General features: G+C 64.1%; 17 protein-coding genes. 10 read left to right on the plus strand and 7 right to left on the minus strand.

The window, feature by feature from the left end; all coding sequences use genetic code 11:
* Nucleotides 1–129 precede the first annotated feature (129 nt).
* The 4 genes from ACP2WS_RS07720 to ACP2WS_RS07735 form a co-directional block, all read right to left on the minus strand.
* Nucleotides 130–813: a phosphoribosylanthranilate isomerase gene (locus ACP2WS_RS07720; protein WP_374492274.1), complete on the minus strand. Its 684-nt coding sequence runs from the start codon at nt 811–813 to the stop codon at nt 130–132.
* 45 nt (nt 814–858) lie between these two features.
* The gene (gene truA / locus ACP2WS_RS07725) at nt 859–1,698 is read right to left on the minus strand and encodes a tRNA pseudouridine(38-40) synthase TruA (protein WP_374492324.1); all 840 of its coding nucleotides are present in this window, start codon (nt 1,696–1,698) and stop codon (nt 859–861) included.
* Nucleotides 1,699–1,717: 19 nt separating this feature from the next.
* A complete protein-coding gene (locus tag ACP2WS_RS07730) occupies nt 1,718–2,227 on the minus strand; it encodes a DUF192 domain-containing protein (protein ID WP_426460279.1) in 510 nt (169 codons plus the stop codon).
* Nucleotides 2,228–2,378: 151 nt separating this feature from the next.
* Nucleotides 2,379–2,570, minus strand: a complete 192-nt coding sequence (locus tag ACP2WS_RS07735; protein ID WP_374492276.1) for a hypothetical protein — start codon at nt 2,568–2,570, stop codon at nt 2,379–2,381.
* A 372-nt stretch (nt 2,571–2,942) separates the two neighbouring features.
* Between ACP2WS_RS07735 and icd the strand changes: the two genes are divergently transcribed.
* The gene (icd, locus tag ACP2WS_RS07740) at nt 2,943–4,196 is read left to right on the plus strand and encodes an NADP-dependent isocitrate dehydrogenase (RefSeq protein ID WP_374492277.1); all 1,254 of its coding nucleotides are present in this window, start codon (nt 2,943–2,945) and stop codon (nt 4,194–4,196) included.
* A gap of 489 nt (nt 4,197–4,685) precedes the next feature.
* On the opposite strand, the gene ACP2WS_RS07745 is transcribed toward icd, so the two are convergent.
* A complete protein-coding gene (locus tag ACP2WS_RS07745) occupies nt 4,686–5,009 on the minus strand; it encodes a cold shock domain-containing protein (protein WP_374492278.1) in 324 nt (107 codons plus the stop codon).
* An 88-nt stretch (nt 5,010–5,097) separates the two neighbouring features.
* On the opposite strand from ACP2WS_RS07745, the gene ACP2WS_RS07750 reads away from it, so the two are divergent.
* The 6 genes from ACP2WS_RS07750 (at nt 5,098) to ACP2WS_RS07775 (ending at nt 10,515) form a co-directional block, all read left to right on the plus strand.
* Nucleotides 5,098–5,256: a hypothetical protein gene (locus tag ACP2WS_RS07750; protein WP_426460280.1), complete on the plus strand. Its 159-nt coding sequence runs from the start codon at nt 5,098–5,100 to the stop codon at nt 5,254–5,256.
* A 280-nt stretch (nt 5,257–5,536) separates the two neighbouring features.
* Nucleotides 5,537–5,908 carry an ATP-dependent Clp protease adapter ClpS gene (gene clpS, locus ACP2WS_RS07755; RefSeq protein WP_374492279.1) on the plus strand — a complete coding sequence of 124 codons (372 nt, stop codon included), beginning with the start codon at nt 5,537–5,539 and terminating at the stop codon, nt 5,906–5,908.
* A gap of 113 nt (nt 5,909–6,021) precedes the next feature.
* The gene (gene clpA, locus ACP2WS_RS07760) at nt 6,022–8,367 is read left to right on the plus strand and encodes an ATP-dependent Clp protease ATP-binding subunit ClpA (RefSeq protein WP_426460281.1); all 2,346 of its coding nucleotides are present in this window, start codon (nt 6,022–6,024) and stop codon (nt 8,365–8,367) included.
* A 205-nt stretch (nt 8,368–8,572) separates the two neighbouring features.
* Entirely contained in the window at nt 8,573–9,175 is a 603-nt protein-coding gene (locus tag ACP2WS_RS07765) for an ABC transporter ATP-binding protein (protein ID WP_426460282.1), read from the plus strand.
* Nucleotides 9,172–9,987: an ABC transporter permease gene (locus ACP2WS_RS07770; protein ID WP_426460283.1), complete on the plus strand. Its 816-nt coding sequence runs from the start codon at nt 9,172–9,174 to the stop codon at nt 9,985–9,987. Before ACP2WS_RS07765 ends, ACP2WS_RS07770 begins: the two co-directional genes overlap by 4 nt.
* 192 nt (nt 9,988–10,179) lie before the next feature.
* Nucleotides 10,180–10,515, plus strand: a complete 336-nt coding sequence (locus ACP2WS_RS07775; RefSeq protein ID WP_374492283.1) for a signal protein — start codon at nt 10,180–10,182, stop codon at nt 10,513–10,515.
* Between the two features lie 164 nt (nt 10,516–10,679).
* Here the strand turns inward: ACP2WS_RS07775 and upp are convergent, their stop codons facing one another.
* Together upp and ACP2WS_RS07785 are read right to left on the minus strand one after the other, a co-directional pair.
* On the minus strand, nt 10,680–11,309 hold the full coding sequence (upp, locus tag ACP2WS_RS07780; RefSeq protein WP_374492284.1) for a uracil phosphoribosyltransferase: 630 nt from the start codon (nt 11,307–11,309) through the stop codon (nt 10,680–10,682).
* Nucleotides 11,310–11,526: 217 nt separating this feature from the next.
* Nucleotides 11,527–13,098: a helicase HerA-like domain-containing protein gene (locus tag ACP2WS_RS07785; RefSeq protein WP_426460284.1), complete on the minus strand. Its 1,572-nt coding sequence runs from the start codon at nt 13,096–13,098 to the stop codon at nt 11,527–11,529.
* 147 nt (nt 13,099–13,245) lie between these two features.
* Between ACP2WS_RS07785 and ACP2WS_RS07790 the strand changes: the two genes are divergently transcribed.
* Genes ACP2WS_RS07790 through ACP2WS_RS07800 form a run of 3 tightly spaced genes read left to right on the plus strand, consistent with a single transcriptional unit; the run spans nt 13,246 to nt 16,072 of the window.
* Complete coding sequence (locus ACP2WS_RS07790) at nt 13,246–13,977, plus strand: YebC/PmpR family DNA-binding transcriptional regulator (RefSeq protein ID WP_426460285.1); 732 nt, start codon at nt 13,246–13,248, stop codon at nt 13,975–13,977.
* A 2-nt stretch (nt 13,978–13,979) separates the two neighbouring features.
* Nucleotides 13,980–15,305, plus strand: a complete 1,326-nt coding sequence (gene purD / locus ACP2WS_RS07795) for a phosphoribosylamine--glycine ligase (RefSeq protein ID WP_426460287.1) — start codon at nt 13,980–13,982, stop codon at nt 15,303–15,305.
* An 11-nt stretch (nt 15,306–15,316) separates the two neighbouring features.
* Nucleotides 15,317–16,072 (plus strand): 1-acyl-sn-glycerol-3-phosphate acyltransferase, encoded by a 756-nt coding sequence (locus ACP2WS_RS07800; RefSeq protein WP_426460288.1) that lies wholly within the window; start codon nt 15,317–15,319, stop codon nt 16,070–16,072.
* Nucleotides 16,073–16,105 lie beyond the last annotated feature (33 nt).

Raw genomic sequence — 16,105 nt, forward strand, 5'->3', positions numbered from 1 at the left:
ATGCGATGACCGAAGGCAACAGGCTCCGGGCCAGCGGCCGGTGCATCGAAAAGGTGGGGGGAGTGCCAGATCGCAGTCGCACGCAGGCCTCCATGGGCGATGCATGCACAGCGGCCAAGGCCGCCACATTCACGCAGAAGGAGTGTGAGCGTGATCGGCTGCGCGGACAGCAGCCATGAAGGCGCGGATCCTGTCGGCATCCTTGATGCCCTTGGCCTTTTCCACGCCGGAGCTCACATCCACCGCGGGAGCCTGACAGCGCTCACGCAGCAAACGGATGCCATCGCCCACGTTTGCAGGCGTCAGTCCACCACTCAAGACGAGGGGAGCGTTGACGTTTGTTGGAAGCTGTGACCAATTGAATGCCTTGCCGCCACCGCCATACCCCTCGACCTGTGCGTCGAGCAGGATGGCCTGGGCATGAGAATAGCGCTGTCGAAATTCTAGCAAGTCGAATGGCGGCGCGCCATCGGCCGGCACGAGCGGAATACGCGCAGCGCGCAGATAGGCGCGCCGCCCATGGTGCGTCACGGCATCGCACCGCTCCGGGGTTTCGTCGCCGTGAAACTGCCAGGTGGCGTGCGGAATCGCCTGTGCAGCGGCCTCCAGCAGAGCATCGTCGGCATTCACGAACAGCAGCACCGGTGTCACGAAAGCCGGGAGTCTTCGGGCCAGTTCGGCCGCACGATTCACCGTGACGGCTCGGGGGCTGGGTGCATACAGCACAAAGCCCACGGCATCCGCACCGGCCTGCACCACGGCATCCACGTCCGCTTCGCGGGTGAGTCCACAGATCTTGACGCGGGTACGCATGGAGGCTCCTGAAGAAAAGAAGAGGGGCACGAAGCCAGGCAGGGATCAGGCGGCGGAATGCGCTGCACCACCGGTAGGCGGTGCTTCCTGTTCCTGTCCGCCTGGCAGCCAGTCGAAGGCCGCCGTGCGCGCGGGCAGCTGCCAGTGTGCATCATAGAGGGGGCCCGCAAAGTACAGGCCATCGGGGGCGAAGGTGGGGGCGGCGGCATCGCGGCTGCGTGCGGCCAGAACGTCCTCGATCCATTCGGGCGGGCGGTTGCCCTGTCCCACCGCGATCAGGCACCCCATGATGTTGCGGATCATGTGATGCAGAAAGGCGTTGCCCTCGAACTCGAAGCGCCAGTAGGCGCCATGGCGGCTGATGCCGATGCGGCGCAGCGTCTTGATCGGGCTCAGGGCCTGGCAGGCCGCTGCGCGGAAAGACGAAAAATCGTGTTCGCCGAGCAGCTTGTCCGCTGCGGCGCGCATGGCTGCGGCATCCAGCGGCCGGAACACCCAGCCCACTCGGCCGGCCTCCAGGCTCGGACGCACGGCAGCTTCCATGAGAATGTAGATGTACCGCCGCCCCGTGGCACAGGCCCGCGCATGGAAATCCACTGGGACCTCGGCGGCCCACTGCACTGCGATGTCGGGCGGCAGAAAGGTGTTGGTGCCGCGCACCCACGACATTGCCGGGCGCTGCAGGAGGGTGTCGAAATGCACGACCTGCATCAGTCCGTGTACCCCTGCATCGGTGCGGCCGGCGCACAGCGTATGGACAGGGGGGCCATCCGTGAAGCGCTGCAGCGCCTGCTGCAGCCGGTCCTGCACGGTACGGCCATCCGGCTGACTCTGCCAGCCGGCATAGGCGGTGCCGAGATAGCTGATTCCCAGGGCGATGCGCATGGGGACGAGCGACCTGGGCTTAGGCGCCGTGCGCTGTGCGAGCGGGAGTGCGAGCTGCCGCAGCCGGGCGGAACAGCGCATGGCGGATCCGCATGCCGGCACGCACATGGTGGTGGGCGAACCAGCCCTGGTTCATCTCCAGCACATAGCGCACCGGGCGGGCCGAACAATGGTTGGTCTCGGTCATGGGCTGCATGTCTTCCAGGTTCACGATGGTGCCGTCATCGGCCACGAACGCGGCCGTCAGCGGCAGACGCGTGTTGCGCATCCAGAAGCACTGAATGCCGGGGCGGTCAAACAGAAACAGCATGCCTTCGTTGGCCGGCATGCGGGTGCGGTACATGAGACCGGTTTCTTTCTCGGGCTCGGTGCGCGCGAGCTGCACACTGAAAGACTGCCGGCCTACCTGCATGGTGGCCCGGGGCAGGTGCATCTGGGGCGTGCCCACCGGAGAGACGGGAATCTGGGCGCATGCGGCCGTGGCAAGCGTCAGCAGCACCGAGGAGACGAAAGAGCGGATGGTTTTCATGGCAGACAGGAAAATGGGGACGGACTGCTGCAGCAGGGCTGCATCAGTCAGGGTGCCTGCATTGTAGGCGTGCCTCTCCCAGCCGTCAGACATGAAAAAACCCGCCTGCGCGCGAGCGCAGACGGGTCTTTTCATGAAGAAGCCGGTGTGCTTACTTGGAAGCAGCAGCCTTGGCAGCAGGAGCCTTCTTGGCCACAGCCTTCTTGGCAACCTTCTTAGCAGGAGCCTTCTTGGCAGCCTTGGCGGGAGCAGCCTTGGAAGCAGCAGCAACCGGAGCGGAAGCAGCAGCAAAGGCACCAGCGGTGAAACCAGCAGCGATCAGAGCAGCAACGATCTTTTTCATTTCATTCATCCTTGAGTGGGGTTGTAAACGGTGCCCTTGTTACAGGGCAGATCGGAGTGTACGCCTACAGTCAGGAAATTGACAGGCCCCCCCTTTTTTTTTGCGAAAAAACGCCGGGGCGGTGTTTTGTAGCCACACCCGCAGCCGTTCCAGTCCATGCGAATCAGGGGCTGTGTGTCTCGATCGCAAACGCGAGAAACCCCGGGGTGCAATCCGTGCGAGGGGCATCCGACTGCCAGGGGCGGGATTACCCGGCTCTGTAAGGGTGAGCAAGGCTTTTGTCGATAGAATTCCCGGTTGGATGCGCGGCCTGACCGGGGCTGCAGCATGCCGTTTGCACACAAGTCTGCTAATAACCACACCGGAGCAACCATGTATCAGCATATCAAAGTGCCCGCAGAGGGCCAGAAAATCACCGTCAACACCGATATGACGCTGAATGTCCCCAACAATCCGATCATTCCCTACATCGAGGGAGACGGAACGGGCTTCGACATTACTCCGGTGATGCTCAAGGTGGTGGACGCTGCCGTCGCCAAGGCCTACGGCGGCGAGCGCAAGATCCACTGGATGGAAGTGTATGCAGGGGAAAAGTCCACCAAGGTGTACGGCCCCGACGTGTGGCTGCCCCAGGAAACCCTGGACGCCGTGCGCGATTATGTCGTGTCCATCAAGGGCCCGCTGACCACGCCCGTGGGCGGTGGCATCCGTTCGCTGAACGTGGCTCTGCGTCAGGAACTCGACCTGTATGTGTGCCTGCGCCCGATCCAGTATTTCGACGGCGTGCCCTCTCCCGTCAAGGAACCGCAGAAGACCAACATGGTCATCTTCCGTGAAAACAGCGAAGACATCTACGCCGGCATCGAATTCGAAGCCGGCTCCGAAAAGGCCCGCAAGCTCATCAGCATCCTGCGCGAGGATTTCGGCGTCACCAAGATCCGCTTCCCGGAAACCTCCGGCATCGGCATTAAGCCCGTGTCCCGCGAAGGCACCGAGCGCTTGGTGCGCAAGGCCATCCAGTACGCAATCGACAACGACAAGCCCAGCGTGACCCTGGTGCACAAGGGCAACATCATGAAGTTCACCGAAGGTGGCTTCCGTGACTGGGGTTATGCCCTGGCCCAGAACGAATTCGGCGGCGAGCTCATCGACGGCGGCCCCTGGATGAAGATCAAGAACCCCAAGACGGGCAAGGATATCGTCGTCAAGGACAGCATCGCCGACGCCTTCCTGCAGCAGATACTGCTGCGCCCGGCCGAGTACAGCGTCATTGCCACGCTCAACCTCAATGGCGACTATGTGTCTGACGCACTGGCAGCCCAGGTGGGCGGCATCGGCATTGCCCCGGGCGCCAACCTGAGCGACAACGTGGCCATGTTCGAGGCCACCCATGGCACGGCTCCCAAGTACGCCGGCAAGGATTACGTGAACCCCGGTTCCGAAATCCTCTCCGCAGAAATGATGCTCCGCCACATGGGCTGGACCGAAGCAGCCGACCTCATCATCAGCAGCATGGGCAAGTCCATCAAGAGCAAGAAGGTCACCTATGACTTTGCACGCCTGATGGAAGGCGCTACCCAGGTCAGCTGCTCTGGGTTCGGTCAGGTCATGATCGACCACATGTAAGACGGACCTTCTCCGCGCCTGCTCTGTGGCGGCGTGGGGCATTTCCCCGGGAAGGCATGGCATTCTGCGTGTCTTCCCTGTACCCGGAGAGGCAGCAGCCTGTCCGGGTTTTTTTATGCCTGTGTGCTTGCCGCCAGTCGTGCAGCGCCAGAGGGGCCTGTGGGGCGTGACCGGTCGAACGCGGGACCATGGTCAGGACACTTGCCTCCGACATCTGCAGTTCGCAGGCAGCGCGCAGCACAAGAGGCACTGCTCCCGGCGAAGGAGGTGCCTCTTTGTCTATCGTGGCGCGTAGAGAGGAGGGGGTGGAGGAGCGCCGCGAGGGCGGACCAGGAACCGATGGGCAAACAGCCCTTGTCATGCAGTTGGGGCAGAGAAAGTCGGGTCAGAGAATTCCGTGTTCTCTGGCGCTCTTTTCTGAATGTTCACGTGAAACTGCGTGGAGAAATTTTCTGTTTCCCGGTCAGCCTATCATCATCGGCTTTGGCATCAATATGCCGGAGCGGGGAAAGCAGGGGGAAAATACGTATCGGTATTTACCGAAGCATCGGAATGGGGCGCAGATTCACCAGAAGTGCTCGAAAAAGCATCGTGCTGGTGCGTTTTTTCTTCCACGGGTTGAATATCCCGAGCATGCACTCCTTTGGGGCCTTCGTGCAATTCATATTGGACACGCATGCCCGGCTTGAGACTTTTGTATCCATCCATCAGGATGGCGGTGAAATGCGCAAAGATATCATCGCCTCCGTCATCCGCCTGGATGAATCCATATCCTTTTGCATCACTGAACCATTTGACCGTGCCAATGCTCACGATTTTCTCCTGTCACGTATGGCATTTGGGAAGAACCTTGTTACATGCGAGATGCTATCAGTAAAAAGAATGAAAGCAGTGGCGGCAAATGACCATCGCGGAAAGCTTGCGCGAGGTCATGGAATGCTCCGTCCTTCCGCGTCAGGCGCTGCCTGTGTTCGCCAGAGAGAAATTTGTCATATCCATGACAAACAGGGAGGCGTTACATGCATTTGGGGTGCCTGTTTGTCATGATGCGAAATTTTGAGGGGCGAGGCCCGTAAAGACGGGCATGCTGAGGGTTTCCAGACAAGGGGGGGAGAAGAGGAGAAGGACGTCTCTTTATCGCAACAAACAGGGACGAATGGGCAGAGGGGGGCGCTGGGCGAAGGGGGCGCCGGTGTCAGGCGGGCACGCGGGATTGAATCACGGGACAATGGCGCCATCTCTGTTTCATGCATCCACGTCGAGTGGTGGAAGTGCATCCGAAGGCCATGGGGGTCTTCGGAAATTTTCTGCTGCCCTGGACGTGTGTTGCCGCCTTTTCCATGTCTGACATCGTTCTTGCCCAAGCTCCCTTTCGTCCCGCATCTCCGGCCAAGACCACCCCGCTGGTCGAGGATGGGGATGCAGTTGCCGTGCGTCCACGCCGGCTGGAGGTGCAGCCTCCGTCGATGTTCCAGGTGGTGCTGCTCAACGACGACTTCACGCCCATGGAGTTTGTCGTGCTGATTCTGCAGGACTTCTTCGGCAAGGATCGCCAGGCGGCCACGAGCATCATGCTCAAGGTCCATACCGAGGGGCGGGGAATCTGTGGCGTGTTCACGCGCGACATCGCGGAAACCAAAACGGGGCAGGTCATGGAGGCGGCCCGGGCGGCCGGACATCCGTTGCAGTGTGTGTGCGAGCCCGTTGAATAAGGATTGCGGACACCCATATCTCTACCAGGGCGCGAGGGTTTCCAACCCCCGGCTGCAATCCCTGTAATATGGGGGTGCCGGTCAGCCATGTCCCCTTGGGCGAAAGGAAAGAAATGATTGCACAAGAGCTTGAAGTTACCCTGCACATGGCGTTTGTCGAGGCTCGTCAGCAGCGCCATGAGTTCCTGACCGTGGAGCATCTGCTGCTCGCCTTGCTGGACAACCCCACGGCCAGTGAGGTTCTGCATGCCTGCGCGGCCAACGTGGATGATCTGCGCACGTCCCTCACCAATTTCATCAAGGACCACAGTCCTCAGCTGCCTGGCACCGAAGAGGTGGATACCCAGCCGACGCTGGGCTTTCAGCGCGTGATCCAGCGCGCCATCATGCACGTGCAGAGCACCGGCAATGGCAAGAAGGAAGTCACCGGCGCCAACGTGCTCGTGGCGATCTTCGGCGAAAAGGATTCCCATGCCGTGTACTACCTGCACCAGCAGGGCGTGACCCGTCTCGATGTGGTCAACTACATCGCGCACGGCATTCGCAAATCCGGCGAAGGCGAGGAGCCTGCCAAGCCCGAGGAAGGCGCTGCCGCAGACAGCGGCGAGGAAGGGCCGGGCGAGCGTGCCGAGAAGGGCTCGGTGCTCGAACAGTTCACCCACAACCTGAACCAGGCTGCGCGGGAGGGCAAGGTCGATCCGCTCATCGGTCGCGATGCCGAGGTGGAGCGCGTGATCCAGATTCTCTGCCGCCGGCGCAAGAACAACCCGCTCTTGGTCGGCGAGGCAGGCGTGGGCAAGACGGCCATTGCCGAGGGGCTGGCGTGGCGCATCACTCAGGGAAGTGTGCCGGAAGTCCTGGCACAGGCCGAGGTCTATGCGCTCGACATGGGGGCACTCCTGGCCGGCACCAAGTACCGGGGCGACTTCGAGCAGCGGCTCAAGGCCGTGCTCAAGGCACTCAAGGAAAAACCCGAGGCCGTGCTGTTCATCGACGAGATTCATACCCTCATCGGCGCAGGTGCTGCATCGGGTGGGACCATGGATGCGAGCAACCTGCTCAAGCCCGCCCTGTCGAGCGGACAGCTCAAGTGCATCGGCGCCACCACGTTCAACGAATACCGTGGCATCTTCGAGAAGGACGCTGCGCTTTCTCGTCGGTTCCAGAAGGTCGATGTGGCCGAGCCCAGCGTCGAGCAGACCGTGGACATTCTCAAGGGGCTCAAGTCCCGGTTCGAGGAGCACCACAACGTCAGGTACGCCAATGCTGCGCTGCAGGCAGCTGCCGAGCTGAGTGCGCGCTACATCAATGATCGCCAGCTGCCCGACAAAGCCATCGATGTGATCGACGAAGCGGGTGCTGCGCAGCGCATTCTGGCGCCGAGCAAGCGCAAGAAGACCATCGGCAAGGGCGAGATCGAGGACATCGTGGCCAAGATCGCGCGCATTCCGCCGGCCAGCGTGAGCAGCGACGACCGGGGCAAGCTCCAGACGCTCGAACGCGACCTCAAGAGCGTGGTGTTCGGGCAGGACAAGGCGCTGGAAGTGCTGGCGGGAGCCGTCAAGATGGCGCGCTCCGGGCTGGGACGCCGCGACAAGCCCATCGGGGCCTTCCTGTTCAGCGGTCCCACCGGGGTCGGAAAGACCGAGGCAGCACGCCAGCTGGCCTACATTCTGGGCGTGGATCTCGTGCGCTTCGACATGTCGGAGTACATGGAGCGCCATGCGGTGAGCCGCCTGATCGGTGCACCTCCCGGATATGTGGGATTTGACCAGGGGGGGCTGCTGACCGAACAGATCAGCAAGAAGCCGCACTGCGTGCTGCTGCTCGACGAGATCGAGAAGGCGCATCCCGACATCTTCAATGTGCTGCTGCAGGTCATGGACCACGGCACGCTCACGGACAACAACGGGCGCAAGGCCGACTTCCGCAACGTGGTCATCATCATGACGACCAATGCGGGAGCCGAGACCATGAACAAGTCGACGATAGGCTTCACCACCAAGCGCGAGAGCGGAGACGAGATGGCCGACATCAAGCGGCTGTTCACGCCCGAGTTCCGCAACCGGCTCGATGCCATCGTGAGCTTCAAGCCGCTTGATGAGCAGGTCATCCTGCGGGTGGTGGACAAGTTCCTGCTCCAGCTCGAGCACCAGCTCATGGAAAAGAAGGTGGAAGCCACCTTCACCGATGCGTTGCGCAAGCATCTGGCCAAGAAGGGATTCGATCCCCTCATGGGGGCACGTCCCATGCAGCGGCTGATCCAGGACACCATCCGCAAGGCACTGGCCGACGAGTTGCTCTTTGGCCGGCTCACCGACGGGGGGCGTGTCACCGTGGACTACGACGAGAAGCAGGCCGACAACAACGGCATCATGCTCGATATCCAGCCCCTGCCGCGCAAGGAAAGCACCCGTCCAGGCAAGGCCGAGCCCGAGGAGCAGGTGCCGGCAGACTGACGCGCGCCGCTTCGGGTCTCCTGCCCAGGCCAGCCGCTTTGTGCGGCTGGCCTTTTTTCATGTTTCATTCAGGCATACTGCGCAGATGCAAGCCGAGATTTCATCCCCTTCTGCTGCGCCGGTGCACACGGAATCCGTGCAGGCGACGCAGGCAGCGCACGTTCCGGTGCCTCACTCCGACAGGGACTCATCCCCTTCTTCCTCCATGCCCCTGCTTGATGTGCGCGGTCTGCAGCGCATGCAGGTGGGCCCGGTGCACCTGCAGGTGCAGGGCGGGGAGTGCGTGTCGCTCATGGGGCATTCCGGGGCGGGCAAGAGTGTGTTTCTGCGCATGGTGGCCGATCTGGATCCCCATGGCGGGGATGCGGCACTGGCCGGAGAGGCCTGTTCGGCCATGCCGGCGCCACATTGGCGCCGACAGGTGACCTATGTGGCGGCCGATTCGGGCTGGTGGGAGGAGACGGTGGCGCCCCATTTTGCAGCGGATTATGACTTTGCGGCCATGCTGCCTGCAGTGGGCATCAGCGCAGAGGCGAGTGCCTGGCCTGTGGCGCGGCTGTCCACTGGCGAGCGCCAGCGCATGGCCCTGCTGCGGGCGCTGCGGCCGGGAGTTCGGGTGCTGCTGCTCGATGAACCGACTTCGGGACTGGACCCGGATTCGATCGAACGGGTGGAGGGGCTGTTGCGCAGCCATCTGGCGCAGGGGGGTGCCATTGTCATGGTGACCCATGACCAGCGGCAGGCCGACCGCATGGCGCAGCGGCAGTTTCGGATTGAGAACGGACAGATCACGGAGGTGCGGGCATGACGGGCGAAGCGCTGATTTCCACAACGGACCTGGCCATCAGCTCGGCGCTGCTGCTCGCCAATGCCGGCATTTCGCTGGCGCTGCGTCTGGGGGTGGCGCGATCGCTGCTCGTGGCCGCTGTCCGGGCGCTGGTGCAGCTTCTGCTGGTGGGCATGGTGCTGCGCACGGTGTTTGCCCTGCAGTCGCCCTGGCTCATCGGGCTGGTGGCGCTGTTCATGTTCGCATCGGCGAGCCGCGAGGTGTATGCGCGCCAGCAGCGCAAGCTCAAGGGGCTGTGGGGCTTCGGCATCGGAGCGGGGACCACCATGGTGGCCATGGTGCTGGCCACCTTTCTGGGGTTGCTGGTGCTGCGGCCGCACCCGTGGTGGAGCGCGGAGGTGCTGATTCCTCTGGTGGGGCTGGTTCTGGGCAACATCATGAACGGCGTGAGTCTGACGCTCAATGCGTTTTCTTCCGGGCTGGTGCGCGAGCGTTCCGCGATCGAGGCGCGGCTGGCGCTCGGGGCTACCCGTCAGCAGGCGCTGGGCAGCCTGCAGCGCCGGGCGGTGCATGCGGGCGTGATCCCGGCCCTCAACCAGATGAGTGCGGCGGGCATCATCACGCTGCCGGGGATGATGACGGGCCAGATTCTGGCGGGCATGTCGCCCTTCGAAGCTGCCAAGTACCAGATTCTGGTGCTGTTCCTGATCGGGGGCGGTGCCGCGCTCGGAGCCATCGCGGTGAGCGGGTGGATGGCGCAGCGTGTCAGTGACGAGCGGGACCGGCTGCGGCTGGATCGGCTCGAAAGTCCGGCACAGGACGATGCGGCCTGAAGACGTGGTGTGGCCCCCCGCGGAAGTGGCGGAGCGGAGAGTTGTTTGTACACACGGATACAAGTTGGTGTGCGCAGACAGAGCCGCGTGGCTACACTAGTCAGTGTTCCGTCAAGATTGGTTAACCAATCTGGTTTTCAGAAGGGGGCTGCGGGTGCGGTCTCCGGTTTTTATGCTGAAAGGATATCGATCATGAAGAAATCCCTGAGTGTGCTTCTGGTGGCTGGTCTGCTGGCTGGCAGTGCCTTTGCCAAGGCTCCTGCGGCTGTGTCCGCTTCTGGCGTGCCGGCTGCAGCGCCTGCTGCCGTCAAGATGGCACCTGCTGCCAAGCCTGCTCCGGCAGTCAAGCCGGCACCCGTGACGCCGGCTGCCGCAGCGGCACCGGGTCAGGTGTGGGTGAACGGCAAGGTCTATCACTGCCCGGGCACCAAGTATTTCGGCAAGACCAAGAAGGGTCAGTACATGACCGAGGCCGCTGCCCAGGCTGCCGGTGCTCACGCCAACCACGGCAAGTCCTGCTCCAAGTGAGCTGACGCTGCAGGCGGTTCCCGTCGCTGAGACGGCAGCCGCCCCAGAATCAGCAGAAACAGAAACGCCCGCATGCAGCGGGCGTTTCTGTTTCTGGAGCCTTGGTGCCCCCCGCATCCATGGGCACATGGCGCGAAGCGGAAGGGGGCAGAGAAAATGACGGCTCAGGTCGTGCCGAAGATGCGGTCGCCGGCATCGCCGAGGCCGGGCACGATGTAGCCGTGGGCATTGAGGCCGCGGTCGATGGCTGCCGTATAGATGTCCACATCGGGATGGGCCTGCTGCAGGGTGGCCAGGCCTTCCGGGCAGGTGAGCAGACACATGAATCGGATGGAGCGGGGGCGCAGCTTCTTGATTCGGTCAATGGCTGCCACGGCCGAGTTGCCTGTGGCGAGCATCGGGTCGACCACGATGACGTCGCGTTCCTCCATCTGTGAGGGCATCTTGAAGTAGTACTCGACCGGGTGCAGGGTGTCGGGATCGCGGTAGAGCCCGATATGGCCGACACGGGCGCCTGGAACGACGCTCAGCATGCCGTCGAGCAGGCCGTTGCCGGCTCGCAGGATGCTGACGAGCACGAGTTTCTTGCCGTCGATGACGTGTCCGGTGGTGCGCTCCAGCGGGGTTTCGACGGGAACCTCCTGCAGGGGCATGTGCCGGGTGATTTCATAGGCCATGAGCGTGCTGAGCTCGCCGAGCAGGCGCCGGAAGCTGTTGGTGCTGGCTTCCTTGTTGCGCATGAGGGTGAGCTTGTGCTGCACGAGGGGGTGGGTGATGTGGTGAACGTGGGACATGAGAACCGATCGCTGGAGGCAGGACGAAGGTGCCATTGCCCGCAGGGGCCATGGCAGCGCGCGGCCGGATCTGGCAGCTTTGCCCGCATGGCGGGGCAGGGCTGCATGGCGTGCCGCGCAGGTGGCTTCATTGTAGGGATCGTGGGTACCCCTGCGGCGGGCGCATCTTTGACCCGCGTCAGTTGCAACCGGGGCCAGGACAGAGAGCCCGCGCCGGTCAGCGCCGGTTGCCCATCAGGCTGCCCAGCACGCCGCGCACGAGCTCGCGGCCTGCGGTGCGGATGGCCGACTTGGCCATGGACTGCACCAGTCCGTCGTAGTGGCCACCCCGGGGGCCGGTGCGGCCGAACAGGGCATCCTTGACCAGTCCGCCGACGCTGTCGAGCAGCCCGCCCGATGCGGCAGGTGCAGCCGGGGTGCCGGCCGCAGTGCCTGTGGAGGGCAGGGGAGCAGTTGCCGTGGCGTCCTGTGCCGCAGGGGTGGCCGAGCCGATGCCCGCCGCGGGAGTGGTCTGTGCGGCGCGCTGCTGCAGGATTTCGTAGGCGGAGGTGCGATCCACCGCCTGCTCGTAGACGCCGGCCACCAGAGACTGGCTCAGGAGGGCCTGGCGCTGTTCGGCGGTGATGGGGCCGATCTGGCTGCCAGGGGGAATCACGTAGGCGCGTTCGGTCTGGCCGGGGCGACCCTTGTCGTCGAGGAAGCTGATGAGTGCCTCGCCCGTGGCCAGTTCGGTGATGGTGGCGGCGATGTCGAGGTCAGGGTTGGGGCGCATGGTTTCGGCCGTGGCCCTGACGGCCTTCTGGTCGCGCGGGGTGTAGGCGCGCAGCGCGTGCTGCACCCGGTTGCCGAGCTGGGCGAGCACGCTGTCGGGGATGTCCATGGGGTTCTGCGTGACGAAGTAGACCCCCACGCCCTTGGAGCGGACCAGACGCACCACGAGCTCGATGCGGTCGAGCAGCACCTTGGGCGCCTCGTCGAACAGCAGGTGGGCCTCGTCGAAGAAGAACACGAGCCGGGGCTGGTCAGGGTCCCCGATTTCCGGCAGCTGCTCGAACAGCTCGGAGAGCAGCCACAGCAGAAAGGTGGCATAGAGGCGGGGCGACTGCAGCAGCCTGTCTGCGGCAAGGATGTTGACCACGCCCTTGCCCCCGACGGTCTGCATGAGGTCCTGGATGTTGAGCATGGGCTCGCCGAAAAACCGGTCACCGCCCTGGGTCTCGATGGTGAGCAGCCCCCGCTGGATCGCTCCGACGCTGGCGGCACTGACGTTGCCGTACTGGGTGGTGAACTGGCTTGCGTTGTCGGCCACGTACTGCAGCATGGCGCGCAGGTCCTTCAGGTCGAGCAGGAGCAGCCCGCTGTCGTCCGCGATCTTGAAGACGATGTGCAGCACCCCGGCCTGGGTCTCGTTGAGGTCGAGCATGCGGGCCAGCAGCAGGGGGCCCATGTCGCTCACGGTGGCGCGCACGGGATGCCCCTGTTCGCCGAACACGTCCCACAGTGTGACCGGGCAGGCCACGGACTCGGGCGTGGGCAGGTGGCGCTCGGCCAGCACGGCAGCCAGCCTGTCGCCGATCTGGCCGGTCTGGCTGATGCCGGTGAGGTCGCCCTTGATGTCGGCCATGAACACCGGCACGCCGATGGCGCTGAAGCTCTCGGCCATCTTCTGCAGCGTCACGGTCTTGCCCGTCCCGGTGGCTCCGGTGACGAGTCCGTGGCGGTTGGCCAGCGCCGGCAGCAGGGAGCAGGTGGTGTGGTCGTTCTGGGCGATGGGCAGGGGGTGGGCCATGGTGGGAGAAATCCTTGTGCGAAGCCGTGCGTTGCGGCGCTTCCGCAGGCGCGATGCAGGTCTGCGGGCAGGGGCGTTCAACGGTGCGACAGCGAGTCAGTAAAATGGATGTTATTAGATCAAATAATCACCGAAGGAACAGATCACATGGCAGGTCACAGCAAATGGGCCAACATCCAGCATCGCAAGGGCCGGCAGGACGAAAAGCGGGGCCGTGTCTGGACGCGCCTCATCCGTGAAATCATTGTGGCGGCACGTCACGGTGGGGGAGATGCCAACGCCAACCCGCGCCTGCGCCTGGCCATCGACAAGGCCAAGGCGGCCAACATGCCCGCCGATACCATCAAGCGCAACGTCGACAAGGCCACGGGCAACCTCGACGGCGTGAACTACGAGGAAATCCGCTACGAGGGCTATGGCGTGGGGGGCGCGGCGATCATCGTCGACACCATGACCGACAACCGCGTGCGCACGGTGGCCGAGATCCGCCACATTCTGAGCAAGAACGGCGGCAATCTGGGCACCGAGGGCTCCGTGGCCTTTCAGTTCAAGAACTGCGGGCAGTTCATCTTCGCGCCCGGCACCGACGAGGACAAGGTCATGGAGACCGCTCTGGAGGCCGGTGCCGAGGACGTCATCACGGACGAAGAAGGCGCCATCGAGGTGCTGACGGCTCCCGGAGACTTCGAGGCCGTGCAGAAGGCACTGGAAGCCGCCGGTCTGCAGCCCGAGGTGGCCGAGGTCACCATGCGTGCCGAAAACCCCATCGAGCTGGCGGGCGAGGACGCCCTGCGCATGCAGAAGCTCCTCGACATGCTCGAAGATCAGGATGACGTGCAGAACGTGTATTCCAACGCCGAACTGGACCTGGAGGAGTGAGCATGAAGGTACTCGTGATTGGCTCTGGTGGCCGCGAACATGCACTGGCCTGGAAGCTGGCGCAGTCCGAGCGCGTGAGCAAGGTGTACGTGGCGCCCGGCAATGGCGGCACTGCCCGGGACTCCCATCTGGAAAACCTGCCCATCCAGGATCTGGAAGCACTGTGCCAGTGGGCCGGCGAGCAGAAGATCGACCTCACCGTGGTCGGCCCCGAGGCGCCCCTGGCCGCCGGCGTGGTGGACCGGTTCCGTGCGGCCGGGCTGCGCATCTTCGGCCCCACGCAGGCGGCGGCGCAGCTCGAAAGCTCCAAGGCCTTCAGCAAGGCCTTCATGCAGCGGCACGGCATTCCCACCGCAGCCTTCGACACCTTCACCGATCCGGTGGCTGCCCATGCGTTCATCGACCGGCTGGGCGCACCCATCGTGGTCAAGGCCGACGGCCTCGCTGCCGGCAAGGGCGTGGTGGTGGCCATGACCCTGGAAGAAGCCCATGCAGCCGTCAACGACATGCTCGAAGCCAATACCTTCGGCGTCAAGCACAACGGCGAGGCGCGCGTCGTCATCGAGGAGTTCCTTCAGGGTGAGGAAGCGAGCTTCATGGTCGTGTGCGACGGCAGCGACGTGATGGCCCTGGCCACGAGCCAGGACCACAAGCGCCTCAAGGACCATGACGAAGGCCCCAACACTGGCGGCATGGGTGCTTACTCGCCAGCACCGGTGGTGACGGCCGATGTGCACGCACGCGCCATGCGCGAGGTCATTCTGCCCACCATCCGTGGCATGGCCCGCGACGGCATCACCTATACCGGCTTTCTGTATGCCGGTCTCATGATCGATCGCGAAGGCAAGGTCAAGACGCTGGAATTCAACTGCCGCATGGGAGACCCCGAAACCCAGCCCATCATGATGCGGCTCAAGAGCGATCTGTTCGACCTGCTGTGGGCCGCTACCGAACCTGCGGGCAGCACGGGCCGGCACCTGGCCGACGTGACCCCGCAATGGGACCGGCGCGTGGCGCTGGGAGTGGTGGTGGCCGCTCCGGGCTACCCCCTGCATCCGCAGACCGGCGAGGCCATTACCCAGCTTCCGATCGATGCGGAAGACGTCAAGGTCTTCCATGCCGGCACGGCACTGCAGGCCGATGGCCGGCTGGTGACGAGTGGCGGGCGGGTGCTGTGCGTGACTGCTCTGGCCGACAACGTGCGCGGGGCGCAGGCCAGGGCCTATGCGGCCATCCAGCAGGTGCAGCTGCCGGGCATGCAGTTCCGCAATGACATCGGCTACCGCGCCATCAATCATCCGGCTGCACAGACAGGCGTGCAGCCCTGAGGAGCCCCGACATGGCCGGCGATCAGCCTTGCGCGGACGAGCCCGGCTCCTGCGGGCAGGGGCCGGTGCGTCCGGTGCCGGAGACGGCGTCGGACACCGTCTGTGGGCTGCGCCGCGCCACCAGCCCGGCCTCTGGCCCCGTGCGCCTGCCCCGCGGAAGCCGGATGGCCACCCGGGTGCTGTCCTGGTTCGGCTGGCGCAACGAGTTTGCCCCGCTGCCCGAGGCCCATGGCCTCTACATCGTCTACCCGCACACCTCGAACTGGGATTTCATCCTGGGGCTCCTGTACAAGTGGAGCCATGGCATGCCCTTCAAGTTCTGGATCAAGGACAGCGCCACCCGCCTGCCCCTGATCGGGCCCTGGATCCGCTGGGTCGGCGGGGTGCCCATCAACCGCAGGGCCGCCTACGGCGTGGTCGAGCAGACCCAGCACCAGATGCATGCATCGGCCTTCTTCTGGCTCGTGGTGGCCCCCGAAGGCACGCGCAGCTACACCCCCGGCTGGCGCACTGGCTTCTATCACCTGTGGCGGACGCTGGACTGTCCGCTCGGGCTCGCCTACATCGACTACGGGGCCAGGCAGCTGGGCGTGACCGATTACGTGCGGTGCAGCGGGGACATGGAGGCCGACTTCGCGGCCATTGCCCGCTACTATGCCGGCCGGCAGGGATGCCATCCCGACCAGCAGTCTCCCATCGTGCCGCTCGAACGGCACCGACATGGTCATCGGCACGGGCATGAGCACCCATCGCAGCCGCAGGAGTGAGTGGTGCAGGTGTCCGATGCCCATCGTCGTCCA

The sequence above is a fragment of the Brachymonas moutaii (nom. illeg.) genome (assembly GCF_049977365.1).
Taxonomy (GTDB): Bacteria; Pseudomonadota; Gammaproteobacteria; order Burkholderiales; family Burkholderiaceae_C; genus Brachymonas.